The 15018-nt window shown below is 49.9% G+C and carries 16 protein-coding genes and 1 tRNA gene; 8 read left to right on the top strand and 9 right to left on the bottom strand.

The features are described 5' to 3' along the window. The first annotated feature begins 174 nt into the window (after positions 1–174). A complete protein-coding gene (locus ACN0WW_RS10385; protein ID WP_417612125.1) occupies positions 175–906 on the top strand; it encodes a queuosine precursor transporter in 732 nt (243 codons plus the stop codon). Position 907: 1 nt separating this feature from the next. Here ACN0WW_RS10385 and ACN0WW_RS10380 read toward each other — a convergent pair whose 3' ends face one another. Continuing rightward, positions 908–1339, bottom strand: coding sequence for a hypothetical protein (locus ACN0WW_RS10380; RefSeq protein WP_417612124.1), 432 nt, complete (start codon positions 1337–1339; stop codon positions 908–910). Between the two features lie 178 nt (positions 1340–1517). Between ACN0WW_RS10380 and ACN0WW_RS10375 the strand changes: the two genes are divergently transcribed. Both ACN0WW_RS10375 and ACN0WW_RS10370 read left to right on the top strand, forming a co-directional pair. Then, a complete protein-coding gene (locus ACN0WW_RS10375) occupies positions 1518–2069 on the top strand; it encodes a peroxiredoxin (protein ID WP_417612122.1) in 552 nt (183 codons plus the stop codon). Positions 2070–2143: 74 nt separating this feature from the next. Next, positions 2144–2662, top strand: a complete 519-nt coding sequence (locus ACN0WW_RS10370; RefSeq protein WP_417612120.1) for a 2'-5' RNA ligase family protein — start codon at positions 2144–2146, stop codon at positions 2660–2662. Between the two features lie 118 nt (positions 2663–2780). On the opposite strand, the gene ACN0WW_RS10365 is transcribed toward ACN0WW_RS10370, so the two are convergent. Beyond that, positions 2781–4016 (bottom strand): NAD(P)/FAD-dependent oxidoreductase, encoded by a 1236-nt coding sequence (locus ACN0WW_RS10365; protein ID WP_417612118.1) that lies wholly within the window; start codon positions 4014–4016, stop codon positions 2781–2783. Positions 4017–4193: 177 nt separating this feature from the next. Between ACN0WW_RS10365 and ACN0WW_RS10360 the strand changes: the two genes are divergently transcribed. Further along, positions 4194–4270, top strand: a tRNA-Met gene (locus ACN0WW_RS10360). 198 nt (positions 4271–4468) lie between these two features. Here the strand turns inward: ACN0WW_RS10360 and ACN0WW_RS10355 are convergent. Continuing rightward, on the bottom strand, positions 4469–7108 hold the full coding sequence (locus tag ACN0WW_RS10355) for a TrlF family AAA-like ATPase (RefSeq protein ID WP_417612116.1): 2640 nt from the start codon (positions 7106–7108) through the stop codon (positions 4469–4471). Between the two features lie 375 nt (positions 7109–7483). Between ACN0WW_RS10355 and ACN0WW_RS10350 the strand changes: the two genes are divergently transcribed. Further along, positions 7484–7975 (top strand): hypothetical protein, encoded by a 492-nt coding sequence (locus ACN0WW_RS10350; protein WP_417612114.1) that lies wholly within the window; start codon positions 7484–7486, stop codon positions 7973–7975. A 78-nt stretch (positions 7976–8053) separates the two neighbouring features. On the opposite strand, the gene ACN0WW_RS10345 is transcribed toward ACN0WW_RS10350, so the two are convergent. The 3 genes from ACN0WW_RS10345 to ACN0WW_RS10335 all read right to left on the bottom strand — a co-directional run bounded on the left by ACN0WW_RS10345 (position 8054) and on the right by ACN0WW_RS10335 (position 10663). Next, on the bottom strand, positions 8054–8821 hold the full coding sequence (locus ACN0WW_RS10345; RefSeq protein ID WP_417612112.1) for a thermonuclease family protein: 768 nt from the start codon (positions 8819–8821) through the stop codon (positions 8054–8056). 411 nt (positions 8822–9232) lie between these two features. Next, positions 9233–9808, bottom strand: coding sequence for a hypothetical protein (locus tag ACN0WW_RS10340; RefSeq protein ID WP_417612110.1), 576 nt, complete (start codon positions 9806–9808; stop codon positions 9233–9235). A 411-nt stretch (positions 9809–10219) separates the two neighbouring features. Then, entirely contained in the window at positions 10220–10663 is a 444-nt protein-coding gene (locus tag ACN0WW_RS10335) for a hypothetical protein (RefSeq protein ID WP_417612108.1), read from the bottom strand. Positions 10664–10790: 127 nt separating this feature from the next. Here ACN0WW_RS10335 and ACN0WW_RS10330 point away from each other — a divergent pair, with 127 nt between their 5' ends. From ACN0WW_RS10330 to ACN0WW_RS10320, 3 genes are all read left to right on the top strand, one after another. Further along, the gene (locus tag ACN0WW_RS10330; RefSeq protein ID WP_417612106.1) at positions 10791–11093 is read left to right on the top strand and encodes a hypothetical protein; all 303 of its coding nucleotides are present in this window, start codon (positions 10791–10793) and stop codon (positions 11091–11093) included. A 120-nt stretch (positions 11094–11213) separates the two neighbouring features. Next, complete coding sequence (locus ACN0WW_RS10325) at positions 11214–11948, top strand: hypothetical protein (protein WP_417612104.1); 735 nt, start codon at positions 11214–11216, stop codon at positions 11946–11948. A 3-nt stretch (positions 11949–11951) separates the two neighbouring features. Then, positions 11952–12596 carry a hypothetical protein gene (locus ACN0WW_RS10320; RefSeq protein WP_417612102.1) on the top strand — a complete coding sequence of 215 codons (645 nt, stop codon included), beginning with the start codon at positions 11952–11954 and terminating at the stop codon, positions 12594–12596. 44 nt (positions 12597–12640) lie between these two features. Here the strand turns inward: ACN0WW_RS10320 and ACN0WW_RS10315 are convergent, their stop codons facing one another. From ACN0WW_RS10315 to ACN0WW_RS10305, 3 genes are all read right to left on the bottom strand, one after another. Further along, positions 12641–12787: a hypothetical protein gene (locus ACN0WW_RS10315; protein ID WP_417612100.1), complete on the bottom strand. Its 147-nt coding sequence runs from the start codon at positions 12785–12787 to the stop codon at positions 12641–12643. A 418-nt stretch (positions 12788–13205) separates the two neighbouring features. After that, the gene (locus ACN0WW_RS10310) at positions 13206–13679 is read right to left on the bottom strand and encodes a hypothetical protein (RefSeq protein ID WP_417612098.1); all 474 of its coding nucleotides are present in this window, start codon (positions 13677–13679) and stop codon (positions 13206–13208) included. A 208-nt stretch (positions 13680–13887) separates the two neighbouring features. After that, positions 13888–14511: an SOS response-associated peptidase family protein gene (locus tag ACN0WW_RS10305; protein WP_417612096.1), complete on the bottom strand. Its 624-nt coding sequence runs from the start codon at positions 14509–14511 to the stop codon at positions 13888–13890. Between the last annotated feature and the right edge of the window lie 507 nt (positions 14512–15018).

Raw genomic sequence — 15018 nt, 5'->3', positions numbered from 1 at the left:
GCCCGGCAGGACTCGAACCTGCTGCCTCAAGATTAGAAGTCTCGCGCTCTATCCAGATGAGCTACGGGCGCACGATTTCATGGGCATTAGCGATCTTTTGACCGGCTGCAAACCGTGATGTGGCCGGGGCGCCATATTTGTTGAATTGTCTCGGGACCGAGGTAAGATCAGCCGATGCAAGACAGCTCCATCCAGCGGACCTCCGCTTCCAGCCAGGCCGGTCACCATTTTCGCTATTATGATTTCGTGATGGCGGCCTTTGTAACCGTGCTGCTTTTGTCCAACGTCATTGGTGCGGCCAAGCCGACCTTCATCATGATCAGCGGCGAACAGTGGATCTACGGGGCGGGGATATTGTTCTTCCCGCTTGGCTATGTGATCGGCGACGTGTTGACCGAGGTCTATGGCTATGCGCGAGCGCGGCGGGTGATCTGGGCGGGCTTTGCGGCGCTGCTGTTCATGGCCTTCATGAGCTGGGTGGTGGTGTCGCTGCCGCCGGCCGACGGCTGGGACGGGCAGGCGGCCTATGAAAGCGTGTTCGGGCAGGTGCCCCGGATCGTGGCGGCCTCGATTGTCGCCTTCTGGGCCGGGGAGTTCGTCAACAGCTATGTGATGGCGCGGATGAAGGTGTGGACGCAGGGCAAGGCGCTGTGGACGCGCACGATCGGGTCAACGGTGGTCGGGCAGGGGGTCGACAGCCTGATCTTCTACCCGCTCGCCTTTCTGGGCGTGTGGGAAACCTCGGCGGTGATCACCGTGATGGTCACCAACTGGCTGCTGAAGGTGACATGGGAAGCGGTGCTGACGCCAGTGACCTATGTCGTGGTCGGCTGGCTGAAACGGCGCGAGGGTGTCGATATCTATGATGAAGACACCAATTTCACGCCGTTCAGCACTTCCTCCTGATCTAGCGCAGCAGGCCGGTTCGTTCGGCTCGCCATGACAGGAGCAGGAAGCCGATTGCAAACAGTACGATCAGCGCCGGCATGATCCATCCCTGGCTGGAGATGAATTCCCAATAGCCGTCGATGATGAAGTAGCTGCTGAACTGGACGATCACTGCCAGCAACGACAGGAGAAACAGGCGTACAGCGATCCGTTTTCGCAGCAGCCAGCTGATCGACGCCACGAACCCGGCGAAGACGGCAATGGCAAAGGCCGCCGTGACCCAGAAAGGGAGCGTCGACAGCAAATCCTGCTGGACTCGGGGCAGCGCTGCGAAGTCCGCGGCGCTCATCGCGATCTGCTGCAGATAGGCCGCCACGCCGAGGCCGTTCCAGAGCAAAGCAACCACGCCAACAACCCAGAACCAGATCGGTGCTTTTGTTTTGACCGTCATAAATTATCTCCATCGTTCAAAGGCATGTTTCGCTGTGATCGGTTGCGCAAGGGCTTTCAAGCAAATCCCGCTATTGAGTGACTGCATCAATCAGAGCGGACAAATAAATCCATTTAACCGATTAAGGGATCAATGGTATCAAGCCCTCATTCAACCAAAACAAAAAATGGAGTTCATAATGATTGGTAGGAATATCCCTGAAGTTACCCTGAAAACCCGCGTTCGCGACGAATCGATCGAAGGCGATAACCCCTTTCGCTGGGAAGATGTAAATACCAAGGAGCTGTTTGCTGGCAAACGCATTGCCGTCTTCTCGCTGCCCGGTGCCTTTACCCCGACCTGCAGCAACGAACAGTGCCCGGCCTATGAACGTGCCTATGACGAGTTCAAGGCGCGCGGTGTTGACGAGGTCTATTGTATCTCGGTCAATGACGCGTTCGTCATGTACCAATGGGGCAAGTCCCTCGGCCTGGAAAAGGTCAAATTGCTGCCGGACGGATCCGGTGACTTTACCCGCCGGATGGGCATGCTGATCAAGAAAAACCATCTTGGCTTCGGTGATCGCAGCTGGCGCTATTCGATGATTGCCGACGACGGCGTGGTCAGCGCGTGGTTTGAAGAGCCAGGCATCAACGACGATGGCGTGGACAATGACCCCTATGTCGAGTCGACACCGGAGAAGCTGCTGAACTGGCTGGACAGCAACAAGGAAACCAGCGAAGCCGCCTGATCCGTTTCGCTAACCAAATCGAACCGCGAGCAAGCAATTGCTCGCGGTTCTGCATTGTGCGATAGATGGTGACCATGGAGCGCCTCAACAAACCCATCATCATGACGGCGCAAATGGGCAAGGCCGATTTTGCCTGGGCCGAAAGCCAGCGCAGGCGCTATTTTCCCCCCGAACGGAACCTCATCAGCGCGCATGTCACGCTGTTTCATCATCTGCCGCCGCAGGCACTGGACGAAATCAAGGCTACTGTCGTTGCGATGACAAGCAGTTTACCAAAACCCGAAGCGCAGCTGTCAGGTCTGATCCATCTCGGCCGGGGCGTTGCCTATCAGCTATACGCGCCGGAATTGCTGGCGCTGCGTATGGAATTGGCGGACCGGTTCGCCGGATTGCTGGTGGCGCAGGACCAGCAGACGCCGCGACTGCATATCACCATCCAGAACAAGGTGATTCCGAAAGAAGCCAAGCGCCTGTTTGACAAATTGTCGGCCGAATTCGAACCCCGGCCCTTCACCATTCACGGCATCGGCCTCCATTATTATATGGAAGGGCCGTGGCAGGATATCGGCAGCTGGCCATTTCGCGGGGGCTAGGCGCTGTTGCAGTGAGTGAAAAATAAAGATTTTTTTTTAAGGGCAGGGGACAATTTGCCTTCCCCCGTGAGGGAGAAGGGGTGGAACCGTCCGCTTATGCTGTGCGCGGAGACCGTGGTTAGTGAATGCCCACTTCCTTGATCGGAATGTCCGGGTTGGCCAGTTCGTTCTTGTCGAGGTTCAACCCCTCGACGACCGCCTTGCGGCCTTGCACATAATCCTTGGTTGCATTGACGCAGTCGAGCGCCACGACTTTGCCGTCGCGGTAATAGATCACCGAGAATTTGCGCGACGCCGGATCGCCGCGGACCACATAGCTGTCATGGCCGGTCGAGAGGCCGACGGTTTGCAGCTTCAGATCATATTGGTTGGACCAGAACCACGGCACAGCGTCATATTCGGCTTCTTCCCCCAGGATATCGAGAGCCGCCACTTTTGCCTGGTCATTGGCATTCTGCACCGATTCCAGCCGGATCATGGCGCCGTCGGCAAAGGCATTGCTATGCGCCGCGCAGTCGCCGATTGCATAGACGTCTTCCAGACTGGTCCGGCAATGCTGGTCGACATCGACACCATTGCCGGTTGCCGCGCCGGCTGCCACCAGCGGTCCGGTCTCGGGGATAATGCCGATGCCGACGACGAACATGTCCGCCTCCAGCTTCCGTCCGTCGGCCAGTATCACGGCGGTTGCAATCCCGTCATCGCCGGTTTCGAATCCGGACACCATCGCTTCCAGCTCTATGGTCACGCCATGGCTGCGATGCTCGTCCTCGAAAAAGCGCGACAGCGTTTCGCCGGCGACGCGGGACAACACGCGATCAAGCGATTCGACAATCGTGATCTGCTTGCCGAGCTTGGTCAGGACGGCGGCTGCTTCCAGTCCGATATAGCCGCCTCCGATTACGACCACTTTCTTAACCGTCGGCAAAGCGGCCATCATCTTGTCGACGTCGGCGCGGGATCGGACAGCATGAATGTTGCGGGCCTGACTGCCCGGACAATCGAGCATCCGGGGAGAACCACCAGTCGCCCAGATCAGCTTGCCATATCCAATTTCCTCATCCGAGGCCAAGGTCACCGTCTTGCCGATCGGATCCAGCTTGGAGACTCTGCAGCCAGTAAGCAAATCGATTTCCCGTTCGGTCCAGAAGCTCTCAGGTCGCAACAATATCCGGTCAAACGGTTTGTCGCCGGCAAGATATTCCTTCGACAATGGCGGCCGCTCATAGGGCGGATATTTCTCATTGCCGAGCAGTCCGATCGACCCTTCAAACATTTTCTGACGCAACGCAATCGCCGCCTGTGCGCCTGCGTGACCAGCGCCAACAATCAATATATCATAATATGCGTTCATTTTTGCCCCTTGGTGCCATCTATCGGCTCAGAAAGAGCGCTGTTAGCGCGGATCACACTGGCCGTGCAAGTTTTAGCGTATTTCTCCATTCCGGTTGTTGACCGGACAGAATGCTATGACTATAGCGCCGCGATCCATAGTGTTTCGTGGCGGTTACGACAGCCGCACGGGCCCGATGGCGGAGTAGCTCAGGTGGTTAGAGCAGTGGAATCATAATCCATGTGTCGGGGGTTCGAGTCCCTCCTCCGCTACCATTTTATCATTCAAGGGGTAACCCACGCGGTGGTGCGGGTCAGATCGGCATCACCGTCATGCGTTGTGGGCGATTTTAGAGCTTCTTGTGGAGCCATCGTATCTGTTGCCTATAAAGTTTGAACCATTTTATGGGACTATTCGTATTCTCTGTGACTGTCATATTTTGACTCCAGACAGAGTGAGCATGGATAATCGTGCTATCGATCGCCCCGCCAAATCTGATAAATCGTTTTTCGGCGTTCAAAGGCCTCTGGGCCACCTTCCATGATACCTATTATTCTGTTTTGACAGACTTTAGAGTCAATGCTTCCTGTTTCTACTTCGAACGTTTCGTCTATGGCTGTGCACGAAGATACGATCTCCGCATCACCCAACACTGGGAAGTTTGCATTATGAGTAGCAAAGATGAATTGCCGCTGCGATTTGATTTCTCGAAGCAGCTTTACCACTTCTTCGTAAACAGTCTGGCTATCAAGATCATCTTCCGGTTGATCGATCAGCAGAAGATCGTTGTCATCTTGACTCAATAAAAAAAGCATCATTGCCGACGCACGTTGACCCAAGGAATGCGACTTAAGCGCTTTGCCATGATACGTCACCTCGTAGGTATTGGGAATTTGGAACCCGAGTAATTCCTCCAAGTTTTCCCAAAATTGGTCAACAAAGGTCTCTGCCTTGCTTTTGGCATGTGTCTTGGCATTATCAATATCCTTGAAAATTTCTGCGAAGTCTGGATATGCATTCGCAAGAGCTTCATAAGAGTCCTTTCTGATTGCTTGTCCTCGCAACGTTTCTTCCATTTTGTTTTTAAAAGCGTTTTTGTCTCCTTTAAAATTTGGTTCGATTTTTAGAGACTGTTGCGCGTCGTTGATCTTATTGAGAGCCGCGGCGATCTTCTTGTATTCTTCATGCCACGCTTGATTCAATCCTCCTAGTGCCGCGAGCAGGTTGCTATACCGTTCTGACCTTTTAGATGTGCGTTTTTTCAACGTTGCAATCTCCGCTTCAAGTACAGTTTTGCGTTCGGTCAGCAGAATATATGCATCTGGTTTGAGAGATGTGACGCCTTGCGCCTCCAGCGCTTTTACTAGATCCCTCTCGATCTCGGCAAATTCTTCTTTGAGACCTTCCTTTGTTTCATCTAGCTCGCTACGAAGTTTTGATATTTCTCCCACCGTGCCGTCGATTGAGACAACGACTTTTCGGGCTTCCGCAACCGAGTCTTTTAGCTTTCCCAGCTGCAAATTGTATTTTTCAAAAAGCTCTTCATTGTATTTCGATATGTGCTCGGGATGATCAGCAAATGCCGCTTCTGCGGTTTCAATCGCTTCGAGTAGCGTAGTTCGCCACTCCTCAGTCGTTTCATCGACTTCATCCCAGAACGAAATATCTTTTCCAAAGTCTACCTGCTTCTCAAGTTTTTCCTTCAATCCATATTTATCAAATTGATCCAACTGAAAATGGACATCTGAAAGTTCTTGCTCACAGGCTTCGAGTTGATCAGAATCGCTCTGAACGGATAGCAAATCGGTAACCGCCTCCTTCATAACATTTTTGTATAAATCGATGGCTTCGCGCTGCGTTCGCAAATCATCTCCAACCAGCTTTTCAACGAGATTGTGACCAAATTGTTTTCCTTGTGCAGCAAGGTCTTTCTGTCCAAAATATAGCGGCTTTTTTATTATCGTGTCTCTAATAGAAATAGATTGCAGCTCTCCGTTCACAAACACGTCCGGTGCATGGTTCAATATTCGGCTTATCTCGTAGTTAGTTCCGTGACGGTCGGTTGCTTCTACAACGACCTTGCCACCGCTCTTCAAAACATAGGGAACAAGATTGTTCTTGTATTCCTTGTCCTGACGCTCTTCGCCAAACGGTATATCGAGGGCAAAACGCAAGCATTCGAGCACAGAAGATTTACCACTACCCTGAATCCCAATTAGACAATTTAAATGCGCAGAGAAGGTCACCCTCTTGCCGTCATAAACCCCGCCTTCAAAACGAACTGCATTAACATGGGAGTGATTGATTGTTGGTATCGAGTCTGGAGAAAGCCGATAATGATGATCCGTAAGCGCATATTTGACGGCATCAAAACTGAAGTCTCCTATCTTTAAATAGAATTTTTTACCTCGGCCTATCTCATCAAGTTTCTTTGCGTCACAGCCTTCTACTTCGGCAGGGTAGCTTTTACCCCACCATTGTTGAACTTTAGCGCGGCAGACTCTCTCAGGTTGATCATGAGTTCTGACTTTCTGAAATCCTCGACAATAACGTTGTATCAGAGGGTCCTGAGCAAGTTCTTGCATTCTGCCGCCCGCAAGTTCTTTCCACAATCCGCTTGAAGACTCAACATGGGCAAAAACTATAAAAAAATCTTTGTGATAACCCTCTAGTATCTTGAGTGTCGTTAGAATGTCATCGTTAGAGCGCCCGTTTTCTTGCTCGTATTGGTTTGGCGTTTTTCCTGCGAAGGTGACGTTAAGGAATTGGTTGATATAATCTTTGCCGTCTTCGATCCAATCATCAGAAAATACCACCAATGTGTGGACTCCATTGGCTCCATCATTGACCGACAACTCCACTCCCGGGAGCATTCCTATGCCACTTCTTTTTGCTCGAGCGCGAATAGCTTTGAATTCGCCAACATCAAATTTATTGTGGTTTGCAATTACGCCAAGGCCGATTCCGGCAGCTTTGAGACTGTCTACATAGTCAGATATGAAGTGATTGTCTTCGCCATCGTATATAAATTCTTTGTCTGATTTAGTGTGCAAATGAAAATCCGCTCGCAGCCATTGACTGCCGTGCATGAAATTTTCTTGGTTAGGTGTCATAATCTTTCCCTTGAGCCCACTGTCATGGCAGTCAACATAACTTTAACTATATTCAGCCTGCGCCTCCTTGCAATAATCCTATAAACATTCTTTTGTATAAATCACATATTACCAAAAAATGGGATTTGACGAACTTCCTTGCTCGTAATTTTAATGGTGTTTGAAATAACAAACCTTTCGTTTCGTATATTATGTCACGCGTGAGATATGATCGTCGGTTGTGCTTGAGGTGGTGTCTTTTCATCTGTGTATCTAATGCGATCAGGCTTGAACGTTCTAACTATGCCATTCGCCGGTGCTCCACACTATGAAAATTGGCGCATTAGCAAAGCGAGTTTCTAAGCGCCAACAACTAGAAAAACGGGGATATGAGAAATGACAGGCAAGAAAAGCACTCTATACGAGCAATTGATCGAGCGCCAAAAGGGCGCTCATCTCTCTGGATATCATTATGAATCTTGTTGGTTCGCACATGCCATTTTTGAAGACCGAACAAGCAGTATTATGGCTAATTCAGCTGATGGAACCGGAAGCAAAATGTTCATCTCCGATAAAATTGCTGAAATTGAGGGCCGGCGTAATGCAACAGTAGCTAAAGTGATAAATGGTAAGCCTGTCCGTAAAAATGGAAGGAAAGTGAAAAAGCCGAAATGGCCCAATTTGCAAACTTTAGAGGAAGCAACAATTTCTGGATTGAAAGATTGGGTCACTGATCGAAACACCTTAGTGCATAAACTGGCAATCGGCAAAATAACTATGTCGGAAGCAGATAAAATTGCGAAGAAACAATCTTTAGAAGGCCTCGATTTGACGAGAGAGATATGTTCAGCAGCGAGGCGAGTTAAAAAGTATAGTCTTCTTGATTAGTTAGATAGTGACGTCAACGTTTGGTAAGGTCGGTTTTTAATGAGCAATGGATTGATTATCCGCTGTTCAACGTCGATCTCAGCTAGTTTGAGAGTATCGACAGCGTGGGAAGCTCGAGCATCCCAGGAACGATCCCCGATCGCCCTTTCGGTCAATTAAATGGCCAGAGCAGCCTGCAGTCGGGCATTGAGAGTTCGTTGAAGAGAAGAGACTAGGTTGGCTAGCCTCAGCCTTCGTTTGCCGTTTCTGCCTACGTTTGAATACCCATGGAGGTTCTGGATTATCCATAGACCATAGGCCACGCCTGTTGCGCTGAGCATCGTCTTGAGCACCGAGATATTCCTGCTCTCGTTCGAAAGCATACTGCTTCATTACCCAAGCCCAACCATTAATGATCATCTCAAGTTCAATGTTTCGCGTTACTGAGCGGGCTGCTCTTACCAATCCAGTGCCGCAATTACCGCTGACGTAGTAATCGATTTTTCCGATCGGCATTTGCTCGATCAAGAATGCCATGCAGAGAATACGTTTGTATTGGTCGATCGGCACAAAGTTCGTCGACTCCTTGCCGATTAGGCATAGCTGAAGTGCCTTTCCTCGGATTAGTTTTTGCAGAAACTTCCTTGATTCGACACCGAAGGGCTGGTCCATTTCTGGTGCATCTATGAATGCAAATCGAATTGGAACTCGATTAACCCACACCTCCCCAAATGGACCACGTAGGTTTGCTAGAAAGCCGTCCCCGTCGAAGACTTCTAGAATGTCGGCCGTTAGCGTCTCCGCTATGGCATCTGACTCCGGATTATTCGGAGCGATAATTGATGAAATTATCCTGGAAGCGGACATCGCTGACCGTCATTTACATCGCTAGATTGAATGGCCTCAACCAGCGCAAATATAGTAAATAGACACATCTTCCGTAATCATGCCCTTATCAAAACCGAACGAATTGTGACAATTAATACAGACCGCTATCGGTTCGGACTTGAACACCGGGGCTGCCCGATGTTCACGCTTACGCTTGTCTGCGTGCCAATTTTGGAACTCTTTCTCGGTGAAGGCCATGGTTCGCTCCTCACAATACGATAACGAAAGATTCTAAATGGAAAGTAAATCAGCGGTAAAGAGGTTCATAATCAGACTGTTTCAGCCAAGCGCCGTGCGCCGGTGCACAGCACGATGACAATTGGCCCATGGTCCTGTCGCAGTTCCCGCTGCAATTTATTAGTGCAATTGCGTAGCAATTCACTTCACCTTTTACTTTACTAGCGAAAAAGCCAGCCAGATTGGTCCTGAATTACCGTCCAAGCGGAATGCAAAGTCTGCGGACTTTGCAAGATGGTCCATTCGTTCGGAAAGGATTTCGTGATTTGCTTTAGCGCTGGGAACGACGATAAGGCATCCGAAGCGGCGATCAGCTTCCTCCCTATCGATCGCTTCCGCATCAGTCATAGCTAGCCGAAGGTGTTTGTCGAACGTGTCTTCACGAATCCCAGTGGCCGCGAAATGTTGCTTTGCCTCAAAAACCCAACAAAATTCGCTTTCGTTGTCCGCTATCCATAAGTCACCGCGACCACGGCGCCATGGTCGCCCGCGGGTTGAATGTCTTTTGTCGAGTATATATTCGGTTTGTGAGACAAAGCCGGCCAGTGTCGCTGCATTCGCTAAGGCTGCTACGCTTGATGTCTCATTGAAGTGAAATGGATCAAAATCGTCCGACCAATCGCAAAACCGCTGTCGAATAATTGATATCTTACCAAACCACTTTGACCAGTGCTTTGCTTCTAAAGTGCGTCGATCGCCAACGATCATCGTAACTTTTCCAAGCGCCATCGTTGGTCTTCCAATGTGAGATTATTTTCTCTTAACGTTGATCGGAAAACACTTCTAAGTCAAATCTTTGACCGGGACTATCGCGATACACGCACATTACCGAGAAGTTTCGTATCGGAACCAGACTCTGTGTTTGACGGTCGACCGGCGGTATATTGATTGCACCTTGTCCTGAAATGGTAAGCTGACCTCGTATTGCCAATTCGAGACTAGCTCCGCCCGTACGACCAATTCGAGACAAGGTGCTTCAAGACAATGTTAAAGCCGGTCGGCCGATTGTGAGCGGTGACCGACCAGGTCTGTTTTAACAGCATCTAGATTGGTCTAGGATTGCACCTCAGTGCTCAATATCGTGGTTGCTAACGGGGGGGGGCAGGGTTGCTTTGCAGCAACACACACCATTGAGCATCCTCATCCGAAAGGTAGCCAATAAGGCGGGTCTTCTTCGTACTGGCCTCTTGATTCCAATATTTTGACGCGCTTACGAGCCTTATAAATTACTTTTCGTAAGGACTCATCGGTGTAGCCATATGTTTTGTTCCATTCTTTCAGTAAATTTTTGATACTCGTTGGTGTGGCGCTACCTGAACCCCATTGAGCGTTGATTAGAGTCTCTGCAGCCCAGACATCTGCTGCGAATTTGATCGCTTTGGCATTTGGGTCAGTGATGAGGCTGAAGCCTTGCCGAAAAAGGCGTGCTGCACGATGGTTTATAGATGCTCTTGCATCACGCTCCTCAAAAACGGCGGCCTCAAAATCGGGGTCTATTGCTTCCGGTGTTGGACGATCACGTTCACGAGCCGCTCTCTTATTTCTTAACCACCGCGCTCTTCGTTTTTCGATAGAATTACTCACACCGGTATCATATCAGCGCGGACAGAAAATGGAACAAAAAGAAGCCAAGCGACAAACACAAAAATATGCATATGATGAGGAGCTCCAGAACGAACATGGCGTTCGATCTACTAACTAAGGAGCTCAAATGCTTTATATTACAAGGCCCCACTATCAAGGTGCACGCCGCGCCTATTTCGCTTTGTACCCAAATTTGAATGATACTGATTGGGAGCGATGGCTGAAAAATATTGCTGGTTGCAAAGGTGATCGAGAAGGTGACTATGAAACGCTTGCTGCACTCTGTCGACTATGTCTTTCAATTGAGGGAGAGCGGCTAAAACCTGAAATATTCGAGCACATCGCCACTGCGGAAAAATTCTTTGAAAACCCGTCAAGGATATATCTGAGGAGACGAGAGTTCGCAGAAAAACGAGAGGCAAATATTTGAATAGTTTTGACCTTGAGGGAGCCATTTGGAGTGACCTTGAGGTCAATTCACTTCTTCAATTGGCCGGAGCAATGATCTGAAAGACTATGAAACATTTTCGATATGTTTTACGCATGCGCAATGCCGCTGCTGGCTTACGATTATTGCTGGAGAGTTAACTTGGCGTGTCCTCGCGGTGCAGCCTCACCTGATTTGCATACACAACGGCGGCTTTTTGCTGCATCGGCGGGCTACTGCCAGAATCCAGAATGTGAATGCGAGCTATTTGTCGACGCAGAGGGTAAGTCCGTCCATGTCGCTGAAATGGCTCACGTCTTTGCTGCAAGTGAGAGAGGTCCGCGTGGCGCTGGTGGACTCTCTAAGGCTGCACGGGGCGCGTTCGAGAACCTCGTAATGCTTTGCGCGAACTGTCACACAATCGTCGACAAGGCGCCGGCTGCTTATCCGGACGCTATGATGCTGGGGTGGAAAAGCGACCATGCAGAAAAGTTAAGGGCACTATTCGGCGTCATTGCCTTCGATAGCCGGCAGGCTGCGCGCGAGGCAGTCGAGCCCATTCTGGCGAAGAACCGAGCTATTTTTGAGCAGTATGGGCCACACATCGAAGCCGCCGAAAATCCCGAAAGCGGAGCGGCCGAACGATGGAAGCGCAAGATGCTCACGCACATCCTCCCAAACAACAAAAGAGTGCTGGCACTCTTAGATGCAAACCGAACGCTGCTGCTGGGTGATGAACGCAATACGCTAGAGATTTTTCGGCAACATGTTGACGATCTGGAAGGCTTTCACATCGAAAATTTGAAAAACGATGCGGCGCGCTTTCCTATTGGGATTGTTTCAATTTTGGGAGATTAAACCATGTCTGGGAATATTGTCGATTGGGTTGCTAGCAAAATAGACCCTAAAGAGGGGTTGTCTGTCATTGGGCGGACCCCCGAAGACTTTCTCATGATGGAATACAGAGGAGGTCTTCATTTTCCAGTGGCCGTGATTGGTGTCCGAGACGTAATTCTAGTTCACCATGTACAGCCACTATTTTCTTATGTTACGAAGCCTCAGATCGTAGTTAATGTTCCTTCGAAAACCCTCTGGAGTGGAGAAGTGATTTCGCTGATCCACGCTGCTCCAGCGGCATTTGGAACGTTAGGAGATGTTAGGAGAGCGGCAAGCACTGGCGACGTTCCAAGCTTTCGAAATAAAAATTGGGATTTCTTCGAGCGAGGAATCAGGCAGCACTCAAAAGTACGCGAAGTGAGTCGCATTTTTGATGAAGTTTTCGATGCAAAACTCAAAAATGGAACTACACGCAGAATTGCATTGGTGGAGGGCTATCACGTAAGCGCCGAGGATATACGAAACGCGCGTGATCGATTTGGAAAATTCGAAATTGCGGTCAAGAAGACCAGCTATGGCTCTATTACCGACGCCGCGGATATAGCAGCCGAATCGATGGGGGCCATCGTAGTTACCTTCAAGGGGCTCCTGCAGAGCCTCGCGAGGTGATGCGGCAGGCTGTCGAAGAGTTGCTCTGTGCCGTTGCAGAGCAACTAGGTCCAATCCAGTCCGGTAGCGAATGGTATCTTTTTGGGTCGGTCGAGAAAAATTTCCAGCAATCGTTTGATATTGACGTCCTGATCCTCTGTCAGAACGACGAGCAGGCGGACAATCTGCGCCGGGCAATCGACCCTGATCAATTTCCACTTCCGCTAGACCTATCACTCATGACTTTCGCTGAAGCTACCCAAGTCGACGCAGTTCAGAGTCAAAATGCTCGTTTGATCTACCCGCGATCCGTTGCAATTCATCGCGTGCAAGTAAGTCCCTTTTGATAGCGAGAACGCACCGCTCTCGAACATCCAGCTCTGGCAAGAGTGAACGTTCAAGCCGAGGCGTCGAAACGACGGCTTTGTACCAAAGTTGGCCGTTTGAGATCAACCTTCAGCAGAGTTGCCGAACGACCGGTTCCAGTTCCTCCAAGGTTCACCCCGAATGGCGGATATTGGGGCGCGGCGCAGACGCATGGTCGCACCAGCATCAACTCCCGCTATTGGTGTGCAAGCGGAACGGTAATCACGATGTTTTAAATGTCTTGTTTTGCGTCCAAAGCGAAATTTAGAGGTGAAGGTCAACTGTGCGCTTGTATTTGAAAATCTCTTCGTTTGTTCGCCTAATTCCAAGCTGCGCGTAGATTCCATTCAAGCATCTGTTGAGGTTTCCTGATCGGGTGTATTTGTCTTCACATTCTAGCCATTTCCAAAATTCGTCAAAGGGCCATCTTTCAGAAGCATTTCTCGAAGCTAGGTAAGCCAAGCACACCGCAATTGATCTTGTGCGGCAGACGCGCTCCTCGGTAGAAAGGGCGAGTACCTGCTCTAAGGCATCAAACGCCATTCCGACCAGCCGTTCCTCAGCAACGAATGTCACGGTTTCCTCCGGACTGCCCAAATGAATGAAGAAATGCTCGCGATGATCGCAGCCAGTGAAATTAGAAACGAGCTGTCCAAAACAATCATGTATTTTACCTACCTTATCAATGAACAGAGAATGTTCACTATATGTTCTAAGTAGGAAAGTGGTTTTTGCCATTGGGTAAACCGGCGGGTTCGCAATGAAAGAACGGGTGGTCATCCCATGGACGGAAGCCAGAATGTCTGGTTGACCACCAACTAAGACCAAAATTTGACCTTGACCAAAAACGGCTAATTTATAGGAAAAACTGGTCGCCCCGGTGTTGGGCAGAAAAAAAAGAGCCGAATTCGGTCAACATCCGGCCAACTTCCGTCAACCCTGTTTTCTATGCACCCATCGACATCAACTGGGATGGAAACGGCACTGCAAATGTCTTCGCATCTTCCCCCGACAACCAGCCGTCATAATCCTGGGGATGTAAAATCACCGGCATGGCCTTGGGGTGAATTGGCTTGATAAGCGGATTAGGTCCGCATGTCAGAAACGCAAATACATTCCCTTCATCGGAAGGTCGCCAGATACCGGCGAAAGCGGAGACCGACGCTTCCTTAACCTCAAACCAACATTCTTCTCGTCCCGCATTCGGTTTGGGCTCCGCAAATTTTGTGAAGGGCACAAGGCAGCGATTTTCAGCCTTTGTCAGCATCGAACGCCAGAAGGGACTGGATAGGTTGCGGACGTTGGTTATTCGCTTCGTAACAGTTGTGCCGGCGCGTTTGCCCTTCATTGTTAACGGGACGCCCCATTGCATGGTGTCGAGCATCTTCTGACCGCCGTCGATACGGGCGACGACACCTTGGTATTTCGGCCAGACATCGATTTTGATTTCCGAAAAAGGGGAGCCACCAGCCGCGCCGATATATTCCTGCCACGTCGGAATTGCTTCGGGGTGGTTTTGATAGTGATTGCACATGTTTTCAGTCGTCCAGGAAAAACGCAAGTTTTGCAATTGATTCCTATGATATCATAATGCTTCGCACCATCCATAATCCATGAACGCGAGAGCATGGCAGACCCCGGTGGATGGATCGCGCATGGAAATCGTCGGCTGATAGGAGGGATGGGGGTCAGCTTGTCATGGGGCTTCTAGGACTTCTCTGTTTCAAGGCGACGCCGTGCTATCAAGAGATCCAGATGGTTTATGAGATGCTCATGAAGCCCTATTGGCATAACACAGAGGAATAGCGCTGGATGGAATAGGATCAGTTTTGAAACTCAAATGATTTCGGTGTTGAAGTCATTTCCTCGGAAGTCCTATGAGTATATCGTGCTGAGCTCCGCAAACAGTGCAACAAAATATAACAACGTTAAATTCATCACGATATCTCCAAGGATGTCCGATAGTTTTTTCTGGTCGTTTTCGCTGAGTTCGGTGGAACTTAATGTCTGGGACGTTTGCATTTGTTCATGGTTTTTCTTCATTTTGAATTCCTGTAAATATTCTCAGTGGGGGAAG

Origin of the sequence: Parasphingorhabdus sp., from assembly GCF_048269865.1 — a bacterium.
Taxonomy (GTDB): Bacteria; Pseudomonadota; Alphaproteobacteria; order Sphingomonadales; family Sphingomonadaceae; genus Parasphingorhabdus.
The sequence above is the reverse complement of the archived record's forward strand: the minus strand, read 5'-3'. Positions and strand labels throughout refer to the sequence as shown.